This is a genomic window from Lysobacterales bacterium (assembly GCA_014946745.1).
Classification (GTDB): domain Bacteria; phylum Pseudomonadota; class Gammaproteobacteria; order Xanthomonadales; family Xanthomonadaceae; genus Aquimonas.
The window spans coordinates 969,875-983,909 of record JADCRD010000001.1; the positions used below are offsets into that span (position 1 = coordinate 969,875).

Sequence of the window (14,035 nt, forward strand, 5' to 3'; positions counted from 1 at the left end):
GGCCGACGGGAAGGGAGACGCTCATGCCAAACACAGCTGCGAAGACAGCGCGCGGCGCGCCCAAGCGCGAGGCCATGTCGAAGGTCGACACCGCCTGGCTGCGCATGGAGCGGCCGACGAATCTGATGATGATCACCGGTGTGCTGATGTTCGCCGAGCGGCTTGAACTCGCCGCGCTGAAGACGCTGATCCGCGAGCGCTTTCTTGCCTTCCCGCGCTTCCGTCAGAAGGCCGTGGACGCCGCCACCGGCGCGCACTGGGAGGACGATGAGGACTTCGATCTCGACTGGCATGTGCGGCTGACCGCGCTGCCGGGACAGGCCGACCAAGCCGCGCTGGAGAACCTCGTCAGCCTGCTCGCTTCGACTGCGCTTGATCACTCCAAACCGCTTTGGCAGTTCCACCTGGTCGAGACCTACGGCGGCGGCAGCGCGCTGATCGCCCGCGTCCACCACTGCTACGCCGACGGCATCGCACTGGTGCAGGTGCTGCTTTCGCTCACCGACGTCAGTCGCGAGCCCAAGCCCGGCGCCGACCTGCCGCGCGCCTGGCTGAAGGACGACGGCGAGAAGGTCACCAAGCGCTTCTTCGATCCCGCTTTCCAGCAGTTTGACCGCGCCATGAAGATGGGCGGCAAGATGATGGAGAAGAGCCTTGAGATGTATCGCGACCCTGGCCTCGCCGCAGTGCTTGCGAAGGAAGGCGGCGAGATCGCCCGCGAGCTCGGCCACGTGCTGCTGCTGCCGGATGATCCCGACACCCCGCTCAAGGCGGGGCTGGGGGTGAGCAAGCGCTGCGCCTGGGCCGAGCCGCTGCCGCTGCAGGAGGTCAAGACAATCGCCCGCGCGCTGGGCTGTACGGTCAACGATGTACTGCTGGCTGCGGTCGCCGGCGCCCTGCGCGCCTATCTTCTGGAGAGCGGCTTCGATCCGAATGGCTGCGGTATCCGCGCCACCGTGCCGGTGAACCTGCGGCCGCTGGAACACGCCAAGAAGCTCGGCAACCATTTCGGCCTGGTCTTCCTCGACCTGCCGATCCACGAGTCGAACCCGCTGCGCCGGCTGCAGCATGTCGCCGACAACATGCGTGAGATCAAGTCCTCGCGGCAGGCGATCATGACCTTCGGCGTGCTGGCCGCGCTCGGCATGGCGCCGCCGGCGGTGCAGAAGCTGGCGCTTGAGCTCTTCAGCAAGAAGGGCACGGCGGTGGCGACCAATGTGCCGGGGCCGCAGATGCCGCTGTACATGGCGGGCTCGGAAGTCGGCGACATGATGTTCTGGGTGCCGCAGACGGGCAGTATCGGTGTCGGCATCAGCATCCTCAGCTACAACGACCGCGTGCACTTCGGCCTGATCAGCGACGCCAAGTGCATCGCCCGACCGCAGGAGGTCATCGACCGCTTTGCGCCGGAGTTCGAGAAGATGCTGCTGGCGACTCTGCTGGAAGACTGGACCGCCCCCATCCGCCCCGAAGACGCCGAAGACACCCTGCGCCGCTGCCTGCAGTCGCCCGAGAGCTTCACCCGCGCGACGCCCTCCAAGACCCGCAAGGCGCCGCGCAGCAGCAAGAAGCTCGCGGGCGCCTGAGCCTGCCCGAGCTACCGCGCATAACGTGTTCCTGCGCGAGGGCGGCTTCGCTCTGTTCCTCATCCGCGAGGTCCAGGCTGTGTGGATGGGCGGCGTCTCGCGCATCCGCAGCAGCCGCAACAGGTTCGATGCCGGCACCACCTTCGTGCCGACGGGTTGGGTCGACAGCCTCAGCGGCTCGGAGCCGGCTTGCTCAACGCGGCCAGCAAGGACTTGCGCCCAGTGCCCGGTTCGCTGCCGCTTTACGCCGCGGGCGCTGCGGCTACCGCCAGCGGCTTCGAGATCAGCGCGCTGCTGTTTCCGCCGAGCTTCCATCCGGCGGCTGCGGTGCAGTCGACGGGGCTTGCTCGGCCGGTTGCTGGCGCGCTGGACATCGGCGCCTTCGAGCGGCCGGTCGATAGCTTGCTGTTCACCCACGGCTTCGCGGGCTGAGCGCGCAACGGCGCACTGCAGACGCGGGCGCGGGCTTCAGGCATAAAGCGCTCTGAACCCATGTCCGGACAGACTATGCACGCCACAGCCCCCGAGCGCCTGCGCATCCGTCGTCCGCATACGCCGCCCACGCCGGCGGTGCGGCGACGCGAGCTGTGGGCCTGGATGATGTTCGACTTCGCCAACTCCGGGTACACCACGGTGGTCATCACCGCGGTGTTCAGCGCCTACTTCGTCGCCACGGTGGCCGGTGACGCGGAATGGGCGACCTTCGCGTGGACGGCGGCGCTGTCGCTGTCCTACGCGCTGATCCTGATCAGCGCGCCGGTGCTGGGCGCCTGGGCCGATCTGCGCGCCGGCAAGCGCTCGCTGCTGTGGTGGACGACGGGGCTCTGCGTGCTGGGCACAGCCGCCCTGGCCTGGACCGGGCCCGGCAGCGTGGTGCTGGCGCTGGTGCTGATCGTGCTCACAAACACCGTCTATGGCACCGGCGAGAACGTGATCGCCGCCTTCCTGCCCGAGCTGGCGCGCGAGGAGGCGATGGGCCGACTTTCGGGCTACGGCTGGGCGGTGGGCTATCTCGGCGGGCTGGCGATCCTCGCGGTCTGCCTGTGGTGGATCACTTCCGCGGACGCGCGCGGCTCGGACACCGTCGCGGCCGTGCAGCAGTCGATGCTGTTCACCGCCTTGGCGTTTGCCTTGGCTGCATTGCCGACTCTGCTGCTGCTGCGCGAGCGCGCGCGGCCGCAGCCCTTGCCGCCCGGCGGCGCGCTGCTGGCGACTGCGTTCTCACGCGTGCGCGAATCGCTGCTTGGCAGCGCCGGGCTGACCGATCTGCGTCGGCTGCTGGCCTGCATCGTGTTCTACCAGGCCGGCGTGGCGACGGTGATCGCGATCGCCGCGATCTTCACCACCCAGGCCCTGGGCTTCACCACCGCGGAGAGCATCCAGCTGATCCTGGTGGTCAACGTCACCGCGGCGGCCGGCGCCTTTCTGTTCGGCTGGCTGCAGGATCGTGTCGGCCACAAGCCGCTGCTGGCGCTGTCGCTGCTGGGCTGGCTGCTGGCGATCGGCCTGTTCTGGTTTTCGGAGTCGCGCAGCGTGGTCTGGGCCGCCGCGAACGTCGCCGGGCTGTGCATGGGCGCGTCGCAGAGCGTGGGCCGCGCGCTGGTCGGCGTGCTGTGTCCGCCCGCGCGCGAAGCCGAGATCTTCGGCCTCTGGGGGCTGGCGGTGAAGCTCGCCAGCATTCTCGGCCCTCTGTCCTACGGCGCCGTCAGCTGGATCAGCGGCGGCGACCACCGCACCGCCATGCTGTGCACCGCGCTGTTCTTCATCGCGGGCCTTGCGATCCTCCTCGGCATCGACATCGAGCGCGGCCGCGCCGCGCGCGACCTCGCATAGGGTGGGTCTCGACCCACCACAGCCTCGAATCCAGCGCACGCACTCTGGTGCCCGACGACCAAACATCGCGGTCCATAGGGTGGGTCTTGACCCACCAGGGCCTCAATTCCACCAGGCGTGGACCCAAGCCACGACATTCCGCGGCCATCGCGCGGCTCCGGCTGACACGCATCGATGCCGCGTCGAGAGGGGCGCGCTACTTCGCCGCCCCTGCGCGTCGACGCCCGATCTCGCAGCCCGTGCACCCGCCGCATGCGGACGGCGCGCGCTCGACAGCGGACTCCGTCGAGCAGCGCAAGCGCGCCCGCTGCCGAATCGGCCGAGTCAGTCGCCACAGGCTCAGGCCCAGCGCCAGCGCGATCAGCGTCCACTGCCAGTGCAGAGCCATCAGCCCGCTCCCAGCGCCACGGCGGCCTGGTAGGTCAGCAGCGCCATCACATAGGCCAGCGCGAACAGGTAGAAGGCGGCGAAGCCCATCTGCTTCCAGGAGTTGGTCTCGCGCTTGATCGTCGCCAACGTCGACAGGCACATCGGCGCGTAGATGTACCAGACCAGCAGGGACAGCGCGGTGGCCAGCGACCAGTCGCTGGCGATCAGCGGTTCGAGCGCCGCCGCCGCCGCCTCGTCGTCAACCGCCGACAGCGCATACACCGTGGCCAGCGAGGACACCGCCACCTCGCGTGCAGCCAGACCCGGGATCAGCGCGATGCAGATCTGCCAGCCAAAGCCCAGCGGCGCGAACACGAAGGCCAGCGCGTGGCCGATGCGCCCGGCCAGGCTGTACTCGATGGCCGCCCCGGTGGCGCCTTCCGGCGGCGCCGGGAAGCTCAGCAGGAACCACAGCAGCACGGTCATGGCGAGAATGATTCCGCCGACGCGCTTCAAGAAGATCATGCCGCGCTCCCACAGGCCGATGGCGAGGTCGCGCACGTGCGGCAGGCGATAGCTGGGCAGCTCCAGCAGCAGCGGATGCTCGCCCTGATCGCGCTTGAAGTGCTTCATCAGCCAGGCCACGGCCAGCGCGCTCAGGATGCCCGCGAGGTACAGCGCGAACAGCACCAGGCCCTGCAGATTGAACAGTCCGCCGACCGATTCATTGGGCACGAAGGCCGCGATTAGCAGCGCGTAGACCGGCAATCGAGCCGAACAGGTCATCAGGGGCGCCACGAGAATGGTTGCCAGCCGGTCGCGCGGATCGCTGATGCTTCGCGTCGCCATGATGCCCGGGATGGCGCAGGCAAAGCTCGACAGCAGCGGAATGAAGCTGCGCCCCGACAGCCCGGCCGCCGACATCATCCGGTCGAGCAGGAAAGCGGCGCGCGGCAGGTAGCCGGATTCCTCCAGCGACAGGATGAAGGCGAAGAGGATCAGGATCTGCGGCAGGAACACCACCACGCCGCCCAGGCCCGCAATGACGCCGTCGACCAGCAGGCTGGCCAGCGGGCCTTCCGGCAGCGCCGCGGCCACCGTCGCGCCCAGCCAAGCAGTGCCGGCGTCGATGCCTTCGCTGAGCGGCGAGGCCCAGCTGAACACCGCCTGGAAGATGCAGAACATCACCACGGCGAGGATCAGCAGGCCGTACAGCGGATGCAGCAGGACGCGGTCGAGCTGCTCGTCGATGCGCGCGGTGCGCTCGGGCATCACCACGCAGCGCTTGAGCAGGCTGCGCACGCGGGCGTGCTGGTCGGCAGTGCTCTCGACTTCGCGCGACGCGCCCGTCGGCAGCGGCGCATCCAGCGCGGCCAGCAGCTCGGCCGCACCGTGGCGCTTGACCGCGACGGTTTCCAGCACCGGCACGCCCAGTTCGGCGGCCAGCGCCTCGCGGTCGATGCGGATGCCGCGCCGCTGGGCCGCATCCATCTGGTTCAACACGATCAGCGTCGGCCGGCGCAGGGCGAGAATCTCCAGCGCGAAGCGCAGGTGCAGGCGCAGGTTGGTGGCGTCGAGCACGCAGACCAGCACATCGGGCGCATCGACATCGCTGCGCTGGCCCAGCACCACTTCGCGGGTGATGGCCTCGTCCAGACTTGCCGCATCCAGGCTGTAGGCGCCGGGCAGGTCCAGCACGCGCACCTCGCGGCCGGCCGGCGTGGAGAAGCGGCCTTCCTTGCGCTCCACCGTCACGCCCGCGTAGTTCGCGACCTTCTGCCGGCTGCCGGTCAGACGGTTGAACAGGGCGGTCTTGCCGCAGTTGGGATTGCCCAGCAGGGCGAGCTGCAGCGTGGTGGCGCTCATGCGCCCGCCGTCTCGACCTGCACCCGCACGCGCGCAGCTTCTGCGCGGCGCAGGGCGAAGCGGGTGTAGCCGATCTGCACCAGCAGAAGTTCGGCGCCGAAGGGGCCGCGGGTCAGCAGGCGCACCGGCTCACCCTGCACGAAGCCCAGCTCGCGCAGGCGTCGGCCGATGATGTCCGTGGTGCCCGGAATGTCGTCCACCGCCAGCACCGTCGCGGTCTGGCCTGCGCTGAGTTGGTCGAGATGCATGGCGCCATTCCTGAGAATGGTTCGCATTATAGGTTCTGGGCGGGCTTTGCGTCAGCTGGCCGCGCAGCTCCTCGACGATGGGCAGTCAGCGAGGGTTCCCGCATGCCAAGCTGCGCCGCCCAAGCTTCGAGAGTGCCGCCATGCCCGCAGCCCGCATCCACCCGCAGCCGCCCGAGGAGTACTGGTTCGTCGAGGGCTGCCACATCCTCGAATGGCACAACCGTGTGGATGATCCCGCGCTGTCGGTGGCGCGCGCCCGTGTGGCACCCGGCCAGACCACCCGCTGGCATCGCCTGCAGGGCACCACCGAGCGCTATCTGATCCTGTCCGGGCGGGGCAGGGTGGAGGTCGAGGGGCTCGCCGCAGCCGAGATCGGCGCGGGCGCCGTGGTGGTGATACCCCCGGGCTGTGCCCAACGCATCGCCTGCGTCGGCGTGGAGGAACTGGTGTTCCTCGCGATGTGCACGCCGCGCTTCGAGGCGCAGGCCTATCAGGACGTGGAAGATGCGATGGCCGGATGAGTCCGGCCAGCCCTGCCAAGGCTGAACACTCGAGGCCTGCCAGAGCGCGCAGCTGACGTGGCCCCTTGGTTGCGCGAATCCCTGATCGTCTTGCCTGCGCAGGCGGGCAGCCAGCACGCGCAGCAGTCCTGCGCCCGGCTTGGTGGGGAAACCGCCATGACGTGGCCCGGGCGATGCATCCTTCGGCTTCGCGCTGTCAGCGCTTCCGACCACTCTGCGCTCTTGGCGGTGAGCCCAGAGCACAGGCTGACAGCGCGCGCCCATGGTGAGCCGAAATGATCACCGGACCGCATGCGTGTCCTGCGCATGGGCGATACTGCGGCGAGCTATCGAGCCGCGCACGCCACCTTCGCCATGACCGATCTTTCCCTGCCTTCCAACGACCGCTTCGTGGTCGCGATTTCCTCGCGCGCGCTGTTCGATCTGGAGGACAGCCACAGCCTGTTCGAGCAGCGGGGCCTCGCCGCTTACGCAGAGTTCCAACGCGTGCGCGAGAACGAGCCGCTGGAGCCGGGCATCGCCTTTCCGCTGGTGCGCAAGCTGCTGGCCCTGAACGCGCATGCGCAGGCTGGTCTGCCGCAGGTCGAGGTGATCCTGCTTTCCCGCAACTCGGCCGATACCGGCCTGCGGATCTTCAACTCGATCGAGCGCTACGGCCTGGAGATCGTGCGCGCGGCATTCACCAACGGCGCGCCGACCTTCCCCTACATCCGCCCCTTCGGCGCGCACCTGTTCCTGTCGGCGCATGCCGAAGACGTCGCACGCGCGCTCGAGGCCGGCGTGGCGGCTGCCACCATCCTGCCGAGCAAGGCCTCGCTGCGCGACTCCGAGCAGCTGCGCATCGCCTTTGACGGCGATGCGGTGATCTTTGGCGACGAGAGCGAGCGCATCAGCACCGAGCAGGGCTTGGCGGCGTTTGCCGCCAACGAGCGCGACCAGGCCGAGCAGCCGCTGTCCGGCGGCCCTTTCCGCGGCGTGCTGGCAGCGATTCACGCCATCCAGAGCGCGTTCCCGATGGAGAACTCGCCGATCCGCACGGCCCTTGTCACCGCGCGCTCGGCGCCCGCGCACAAGCGCGTCATCCTCACCCTGCGCCACTGGGGTGTGCGTCTTGATGAGGCCCTGTTCCTCGGCGGCCGCGACAAGGGCCCGTTTCTGGAGGCCTTTGGCGCCGACATCTTCTTCGACGACAGCCACAGCAACGTCGAGTCGGCGCGCAAGCATGTGGCGACGGGCCATGTACCGCACGGGGTGCTGGGGCGGCCGGGGTGAGGCACCGCCTCCGACCGCTGCACGGTAAGCCTGCAGTATCGATGCCCGCTTGCCTGCGTCGGTGGGCGTGCTTCCGCCGCTTGTGTCGACGGCGCGGTCGGGGTGCTTCAGAGCAGCTTGAACAGTGGCTCGCGCACGCGGTGCAGGGCGCCGGCTTCGCCTTGCAGCGTTGCCTTTGAGGCTGCGTACAGTCGCATCGGCAGGCTCTCGCCCTGGAGGTGCGGTTCGGCCGCAGGCCGCAACGGATTGCGCAGAGCCGCGCGAAGCTTCTCGACGTGCGGTTCGAGCAAGCCTTGGTCTTCGAGATGCGCCTTGGGCTCGTGCTTCTGTGCCGACGCCGTGGGGCGCTCATCCGCATGCTCGCCTTCGTCCGCAGGCGAGCGCTTGGATAAGGGCCGAGCGGGGTTGGTATCCGGCCGCTGCCAAAGCTGGTCGCGTTCGAGGTCGAGGCCGGTGAGCTGTTCGATGCCGAAGGCGGCCAGCGTGGCGAGCTTGCCGTCGAGGGCGGCATCAAGCTTGGACAGCGCCCAGGCATCTGCGCGACAGATCGCCAGCCACAGCGCTTCGCGCTCGCGGCTGTGGGCGCTGAGCACGTCGAAAGCGGCATGCACGCTGTCAGCGGGTGCGGTGAGCGCGAAGGCGCTGAGCCAGCGTCTGCGGCTCGGGCGATCCAGCAGCGTCGGCGCGGGGCAGTGCGGCAGGCGCTCGCCGTAGCCGAGCAAACGCAGCGCGTAGATCGCTTCCTCACGCAGCAGCGGGTCATCGCCGTTGGCGAACGCAGGCAGACGCTCAGCGCGCTCAGTGATGCGCCACTCGCCGATGGCGCGCAGCGCGCGGGCCTGCAGGGAACCATCCGAACGCAGCAGGGCGTCGTCAATCAGATGCGGTCGACGCACCTGCGGGTTCGGCAGGCAGGCAGGAAATGCCGCGCGCCATAGCACACGCTGATCGGATGTCCACCAGCGCTGCAGCAGGGGCAGGGCGCGGGTCTCGCTGATCCAGAAAAGCGCGGCGGCTGCGCCACCAGCTGAGCGCGGGTTTGCGATCAAAAGACTGTCGAGTTCCAGACGCGTCGCTTCATCCGCAGCATCGGTGGCACACAGACCAACCACGGCCGCGGCAGCAAACGCCTCCTCATCGGTGCCCCAGCGCTTGAAGCGCTGCATCGCCGGTGCGAGTGCCTCACGGCCTGCGATTTGCAGGCCGTCGAGGTGGGCGTCGAGTTGGCTGTCGATCTCGTGCAGGTGGGCGGCGCGGTGGTTCGGAGCACTCCACGCCCGCAGACGGCGCTGCCAGGTGAAGGCGAGCTCCGAAACGTGTTGGTTGATGAGGTTGGCGACAGGGCGTGCAGGTGACGCTGTAGACATCTGGGACAAGCTCGATGGCGGGGCGGGGCATAGCCTTAATGCGGCTCTTCTTGGCTACTCGTAGGGTTGAATCAGCCAATGCCAGTGATTGCCGTCGAACATCCTCACATTCTGCTGGCCGGCAATGACGAGTACGCCGTCACGGGCGTCCATGTGCCCTGCGAGCCATTGTGGCTCACCCTCGTAAATGATGGGCAAGACCTTCCCGCCTTGCACCACTCGCGTCTGATAGTCAGAGCTCACCCAGAGCATGTCGTTGAACCACACGCTGTCGCGATTCAGAATGCTGGAGTCACCCCGGTGAATGAGAGTCCAGGTGTCCTCCTTGCCAAGCCAGATGTTTCCAGCTTCGCCTGTGATGTATACATCCCCGTTTGGCGCAACTGTGACCGTGGCGAGTTGTTCGTTGCTTGGGAAGTCACATTGACGCCACTGTCTGCCATCGAAAAGAAACACTTCGCCATGTCCGCCAACCGCGTACAGGCATTGCTCGCTCGGGCCGTCCATGTCGCGGAAGCCCATCCAGGCCGGCGATTCGCCTGAAAATCCTCGCGCGAAAAGACCTTCCTCGGGCAGCTTTTCCCAGCGGCCGATCTCAACGCGCTTATAGACTTGGCGTAGGAGGCCAACGGCATAAGCCCAACCGTTTATGCATACGATTCGCTTGATTCCCGGAGATTCCAGGTCCGGGGCGATTTTCTCCAGTCCGCGCTGCCCGGAGCCGGTTGCGTAGACGCTGCCAAACTCTTCGGGTGTGAATACCAAGTTCTGCGCAATTGGGTTGAGGGACACGCCGAGTTTAGGGTGGCCGATGTTTTCTATACTTGCTTTCCCAATGCTGATTTCAGCCGACTCTCCGTTAATTGTCATCTGAACAAGGCGTGTAGGTATTTCGTGATCCCATCCTCTGAATTCTCCGGCTGGAAATCTTCTTGCTAGCACAGAGATCGAGCTTCTTGATCTAATTGCGCAGTCGACAATGGACCAATCTTTCAGGCTCTCTTGCCACTCGGTTCTCGATATTCCTTCCATCGGGTTTCTCGTTGGTCTCATTATTGGTGCTGCGTTCTATTGTGGTTCTGTTGGTTCATGGGAAAGGAGCTGGCAGACTCCCAGTGGAGCTTGCGCGGCGTCGTTAGTTTGTGGAGTCCTCATTGGGAGTTATCTCTCTCTTAAGCTTGTCCACTACCCGCAGCTTCGCATCCGGGCAATGCTTCTTATAGAAGTCGCGCAGCTGGGCCTCGATGCAATCTTGTGAGCAGAACGAGAGAGGGAAGCTGCCCCGATGGACGCGTGCTGCAGTCTCAATTGCGTCGTCCATCGACATTGCGCCGTCCTTTACTGTCTTCTTTTGCCACCACCATGCTTTCGCGCTCGCAGTGGTCTGAGCTTGCAACTCATCTGCAAGGTTGTCGTGCATCCGGCCGTGACTACCTTGACTGTGATTGACGCCTTCCACGCAGACGGTGGGTGCGCTGGCGTGAGCGCTGCTCTTGTAGTTCTCGCAGCCCAGCGAGTCCTTACCCGGTTCAGTTTTAATCATTGCGTCCGGGATCAGATGATGGCCGGTTTGGCCTGGGCAGCAGCCTCGGTTTACAAGATCGCCACCAGCCGGCGTTACGTTTGAACTCCCTACTTCGTCAAAGTGGCTCTTTCCTGTGTGTGGAACAAGGCTGCATTTCCTCGCCCGTATGCACTCATCGAGAGTCGCCTGTGCGTCCATGAGTTCGAAAGCAAGCTGGCTAGCGGTCTGCTTGGTTTTCCCATCCATGATCGCTTGAATGCGGTCCGACATGTTGGATGCCTTCTCCGCGATGCGATCTACTTCTTCAAGATTGGTAATGAGCTCGCTCACTTGTTCGAGCTTGCCGGCAAGTTCTTGGCTGTTGGCATACAGTTCATAAGCGGTGTGGGCGCCCATCACTGCGTTGCCTACGCCTGGCAGAAAGCTGCCAACGCCTTGTTTGACTAGTGCTTTGGCGCCAATTTCAATGGCCTTTCGTTCGGCCCATGCGATGGCTTCTCTTTCGATGAGTGCTGCATAGTTTTGGAGGCTTGTGGCCTGCGCAATTGCCTGATCCTTGATCTGGTCAAAATGCGCCTTGTAGGAGTTCAGGTCGCCTTTCTCGATGGTGTTCACTACGCTGGAGTTGAGGCCCAACAAGCCAGTGCAGTGGCGATCGCGCCAGTTCGCGCTACTCTGGCTTTGAGGTTGTGCGTTGCTCCGTGTGTTCTGCTCGCGCCGCATGAATGTTCGGCGGCGACGGAGGCTGCGCCCTTCTTCGCTGTCATCCTCAACGCCGTCACAAGCGCTCTTGATCCGTCTCTCTTCAGATCTGCAGGGATTGTTGCGGTTCTTGTTGGAGATATAGGGAAACAGCGCCGTATTGCTCGGATTCTTGTGATTGTGACTCACCAAATCCAAGTGCCGCGTCACCGCGCGCCCTTCGACCTTGACATTGGGCGACCAGGTCTGGAAGAAACAGCGGCCTTTCACCGCGCCGGAGATGATGCCCTTGGCCAGTTTCTTCGTGGCAGCGTCGTCGCCCTCGCTGACCGAGAAGTAGCTGTGGTTTTCCAGCGCGATCTCTTTGCCGAGGATGAAGACCGTGCGGCTGCCGTTGGTGATGTCGCTGGCGTGGCAGCTGTTGGGGTAGGGAATCGGTACGCCGGGCGGAAAGGGTTTGATCGGTGTCGGTGACGCCGTGGCGGGAGGGGTGTGGCAGATATCGGGAAAGGCATGCTTCGAGCTGCCATCCGCGGACTTCGAGGCGATCTCATTGCCGTTGGCGTAGACGTGGGTGGCCATCAGGCGGCTCCGGCGTAGGCGGCGATGGCGCCGCGCAGGGTGTGGGAGGAGGACAGCTGGATGAGCACCTTGGGCCCGGGCATGCGCTGGCGCTTCGCCAGCTGCCAGGCCAGCGCCAGCATCAGCGGCCCGAAGGCACAGCCGACGTGGCCGGTTGAGCTCGCCGGAAAGATCCGCCCGTGGCCGGGTGGCTGCGACGCGCGCAGCACGCGCGCCCAGGCGCTGGACAGCTCTTCGGCGAAGAAACTCTCGCCCGCCATATCGCTCAGCCGCAGGTGGATCTCATGCGCCTGCCAGCCGCTTTCGTTCAGCGCCTGACGCGTGGCCTGCGCCAGGCCCTTGCCGTGGCAGGGCTCATCGGAGAGCAGGGTGGCGGCCTCTTCGGCGACGCCGACGCCGCGGATGTGCAAGGGAGCCTGTTCCCCATCGCCACCGATCAGGAGCGCTGCGGCCGCTTCGCCCGGCACGAAGCCGCTGCTGACTTCGGTATCGAGCAGGCGCTGATGCGCAAGCGCGTGTGCGATATCGCTGCCGCGCAGCCAGGAGTCGGAGGCGGCGATCAAAACGTAGGGCGCGCCCTGTGCGAGGAACTCACGTGCGGCCTGCAGGGCGTCGACGCAGGCGGCCTCGCCACCGGTAAAGGCCTGCAGATGCAGGTGCTCGGCCGACTCAAACAGGGGGCCTATCGCGCGCTGGCAGAGATGCGCCGCATCGACCAGCGGGGCAGGGCGGGTGTCATCACCGAGGAACAGCAGCGGCACGCGGGCAGACAGCGGAGATCGGACGCTCGCGGATTCGATGGCTTCCCGCACCGCCCATGCGAGCGCCGTGCCCAGCTTGGTGGCGCCGCCCACGCGCGCACCGGACTCGCTCAGGCCCAGCGACATCGCAGCGCCGGGCAGCGGCTCGCCGCGGTGGCCGCGAAAGTAGGTGTCCTGGAAGTTGTCCAAGCCCGCCCGAATCGCCGCCGCGGTCGCCGGCAGCGAATTGCCCACCGAGGTGACCGCGCCGGCACCGAGCACGGCGAGCTTCATCGGCGTGCTCATGCGACCACGATCTCCCCGACCGGGGCCTGGTCTTCGTCCTTGGTCTCATTGCCGCCGCAGCCGCAGTCGTTGGTGCCGAGCACGCGGGCCTGCCACCAGCGTTTGCACAGGCTGCCGGCGGCCAGCGCTTCGACCTCGGTCAGGCTGCGCTTGAGCGGATGGCGCGCGCGCCAGACCACGGTGAAGAGCTCGGCGTCGAGATCGAAGCTCAGCGTGTCGACCACCGGTTCGAGCTTGTGGACCTTGCGCTGCTGGTCCAGCACCACCATCGACAGCTTGAGCTGCGGCAGCACGAAGCGCAGCTGGGGCCGGCTGCGGTGCAGGTGAATGAAGGCGACCTCCTCGCCACCCTTCAGATAGTCGATCTGCTGCTCAACCGGCGCGGCCTGGAAGAAGCGCGGATCAAAGTCCTCGGGTAGCAGGGGGAACACCTCGTCGATCCAGCGCTGGTCGTAGGTGCCACCGAACTCCACGCGCCCGGCCCAGCTGCGCCCGATAGGGCCGAAGCTCACCGGGCGATAGCGCTCGCGCGGGTTGTCGATGGGCGTGCCGGACTCCTCGATATTAGGCACCGGCGTATCGACCAGCGAAGTGTCGCCCGGCGCGCCGCCGAAGCCGCAGCCGATCGGGTTGGCGGCATAGGGCTGGGGCAACCCCTCGTGCACGCGCGTGCCGCCGAAGGCGCGGCTGTAGCTGATCGGCATCGACACGAAAGGCTCGGGCTCGGAGGGCTGCAGACCGAGCAGGCCGCGCCGCCAGTGGCGATTGCCCATCACCCGCGCGGTGCGCAGGCAGCTGCCGACGCGGAAGCCGACGTCGAGCTGCTTGACCGGCTGGCCGCCGGGCGCATGTCCCGCCGCATGCACCAGCACATCGCAGCGCGGTTTGAACCAGGCGTGGTCAGCCTCGAAGATCAGGCCACTCTCGCCGGGCTCACCCTCGAACACATCGGCATTGAGCAAAGGCAGCTGCGGGTCGGCCAGACGCGGGTACTGCTGGCCCGGCGGTGGAATGCGATAGGTGGCCTTGGCTTGGGCGACCAGAAAGCGCTTGCCCTGGGCGTCGGTGCCCATGTGGGCGTCGAGCACGAAGCGGCTGCCGTTGATGATTTCCATGGC

12 protein-coding genes are annotated in these 14,035 nt (G+C 66.5%); 5 read left to right on the top strand and 7 right to left on the bottom strand.

What is annotated here, in order from left to right:
• Positions 1-23 precede the first annotated feature (23 nt).
• From H4O13_03990 to H4O13_04000, 3 genes are all read left to right on the top strand, one after another.
• Positions 24-1,586 carry a wax ester/triacylglycerol synthase family O-acyltransferase gene (locus tag H4O13_03990; GenBank protein ID MBE5314544.1) on the top strand — a complete coding sequence of 521 codons (1,563 nt, stop codon included), beginning with the start codon at positions 24-26 and terminating at the stop codon, positions 1,584-1,586.
• A gap of 222 nt (positions 1,587-1,808) precedes the next feature.
• On the top strand, positions 1,809-2,018 hold the full coding sequence (locus H4O13_03995; protein ID MBE5314545.1) for a hypothetical protein: 210 nt from the start codon (positions 1,809-1,811) through the stop codon (positions 2,016-2,018).
• 75 nt (positions 2,019-2,093) lie between these two features.
• Positions 2,094-3,419: an MFS transporter gene (locus tag H4O13_04000; GenBank protein MBE5314546.1), complete on the top strand. Its 1,326-nt coding sequence runs from the start codon at positions 2,094-2,096 to the stop codon at positions 3,417-3,419.
• Between the two features lie 387 nt (positions 3,420-3,806).
• Here the strand turns inward: H4O13_04000 and H4O13_04005 are convergent, their stop codons facing one another.
• Both H4O13_04005 and H4O13_04010 read right to left on the bottom strand, forming a co-directional pair.
• Positions 3,807-5,654 (bottom strand): ferrous iron transporter B, encoded by a 1,848-nt coding sequence (locus tag H4O13_04005; protein ID MBE5314547.1) that lies wholly within the window; start codon positions 5,652-5,654, stop codon positions 3,807-3,809.
• A complete protein-coding gene (locus tag H4O13_04010; protein ID MBE5314548.1) occupies positions 5,651-5,902 on the bottom strand; it encodes a ferrous iron transport protein A in 252 nt (83 codons plus the stop codon). The genes H4O13_04005 and H4O13_04010 overlap by 4 nt, the downstream gene beginning before the upstream one ends.
• Positions 5,903-6,042: 140 nt before the next feature.
• Here H4O13_04010 and H4O13_04015 point away from each other — a divergent pair, with 140 nt between their 5' ends.
• Complete coding sequence (locus H4O13_04015; protein MBE5314549.1) at positions 6,043-6,423, top strand: cupin domain-containing protein; 381 nt, start codon at positions 6,043-6,045, stop codon at positions 6,421-6,423.
• Positions 6,424-6,777: 354 nt separating this feature from the next.
• Positions 6,778-7,695 carry a 5'-nucleotidase gene (locus H4O13_04020; GenBank protein ID MBE5314550.1) on the top strand — a complete coding sequence of 306 codons (918 nt, stop codon included), beginning with the start codon at positions 6,778-6,780 and terminating at the stop codon, positions 7,693-7,695.
• Between the two features lie 107 nt (positions 7,696-7,802).
• On the opposite strand, the gene H4O13_04025 is transcribed toward H4O13_04020, so the two are convergent.
• The 5 genes from H4O13_04025 to H4O13_04045 all read right to left on the bottom strand — a co-directional run bounded on the left by H4O13_04025 (position 7,803) and on the right by H4O13_04045 (position 14,032).
• The gene (locus tag H4O13_04025) at positions 7,803-9,062 is read right to left on the bottom strand and encodes a hypothetical protein (GenBank protein ID MBE5314551.1); all 1,260 of its coding nucleotides are present in this window, start codon (positions 9,060-9,062) and stop codon (positions 7,803-7,805) included.
• 54 nt (positions 9,063-9,116) lie between these two features.
• Positions 9,117-9,932 (bottom strand): hypothetical protein, encoded by an 816-nt coding sequence (locus tag H4O13_04030; protein ID MBE5314552.1) that lies wholly within the window; start codon positions 9,930-9,932, stop codon positions 9,117-9,119.
• A 265-nt stretch (positions 9,933-10,197) separates the two neighbouring features.
• Positions 10,198-11,871 (bottom strand): DUF4150 domain-containing protein, encoded by a 1,674-nt coding sequence (locus tag H4O13_04035; GenBank protein ID MBE5314553.1) that lies wholly within the window; start codon positions 11,869-11,871, stop codon positions 10,198-10,200.
• Positions 11,871-12,917 carry a hypothetical protein gene (locus tag H4O13_04040; GenBank protein MBE5314554.1) on the bottom strand — a complete coding sequence of 349 codons (1,047 nt, stop codon included), beginning with the start codon at positions 12,915-12,917 and terminating at the stop codon, positions 11,871-11,873. Before H4O13_04040 ends, H4O13_04035 begins: the two co-directional genes overlap by 1 nt.
• The gene (locus H4O13_04045; GenBank protein ID MBE5314555.1) at positions 12,914-14,032 is read right to left on the bottom strand and encodes a DUF2169 domain-containing protein; all 1,119 of its coding nucleotides are present in this window, start codon (positions 14,030-14,032) and stop codon (positions 12,914-12,916) included. The genes H4O13_04040 and H4O13_04045 overlap by 4 nt, the downstream gene beginning before the upstream one ends.
• Between the last annotated feature and the right edge of the window lie 3 nt (positions 14,033-14,035).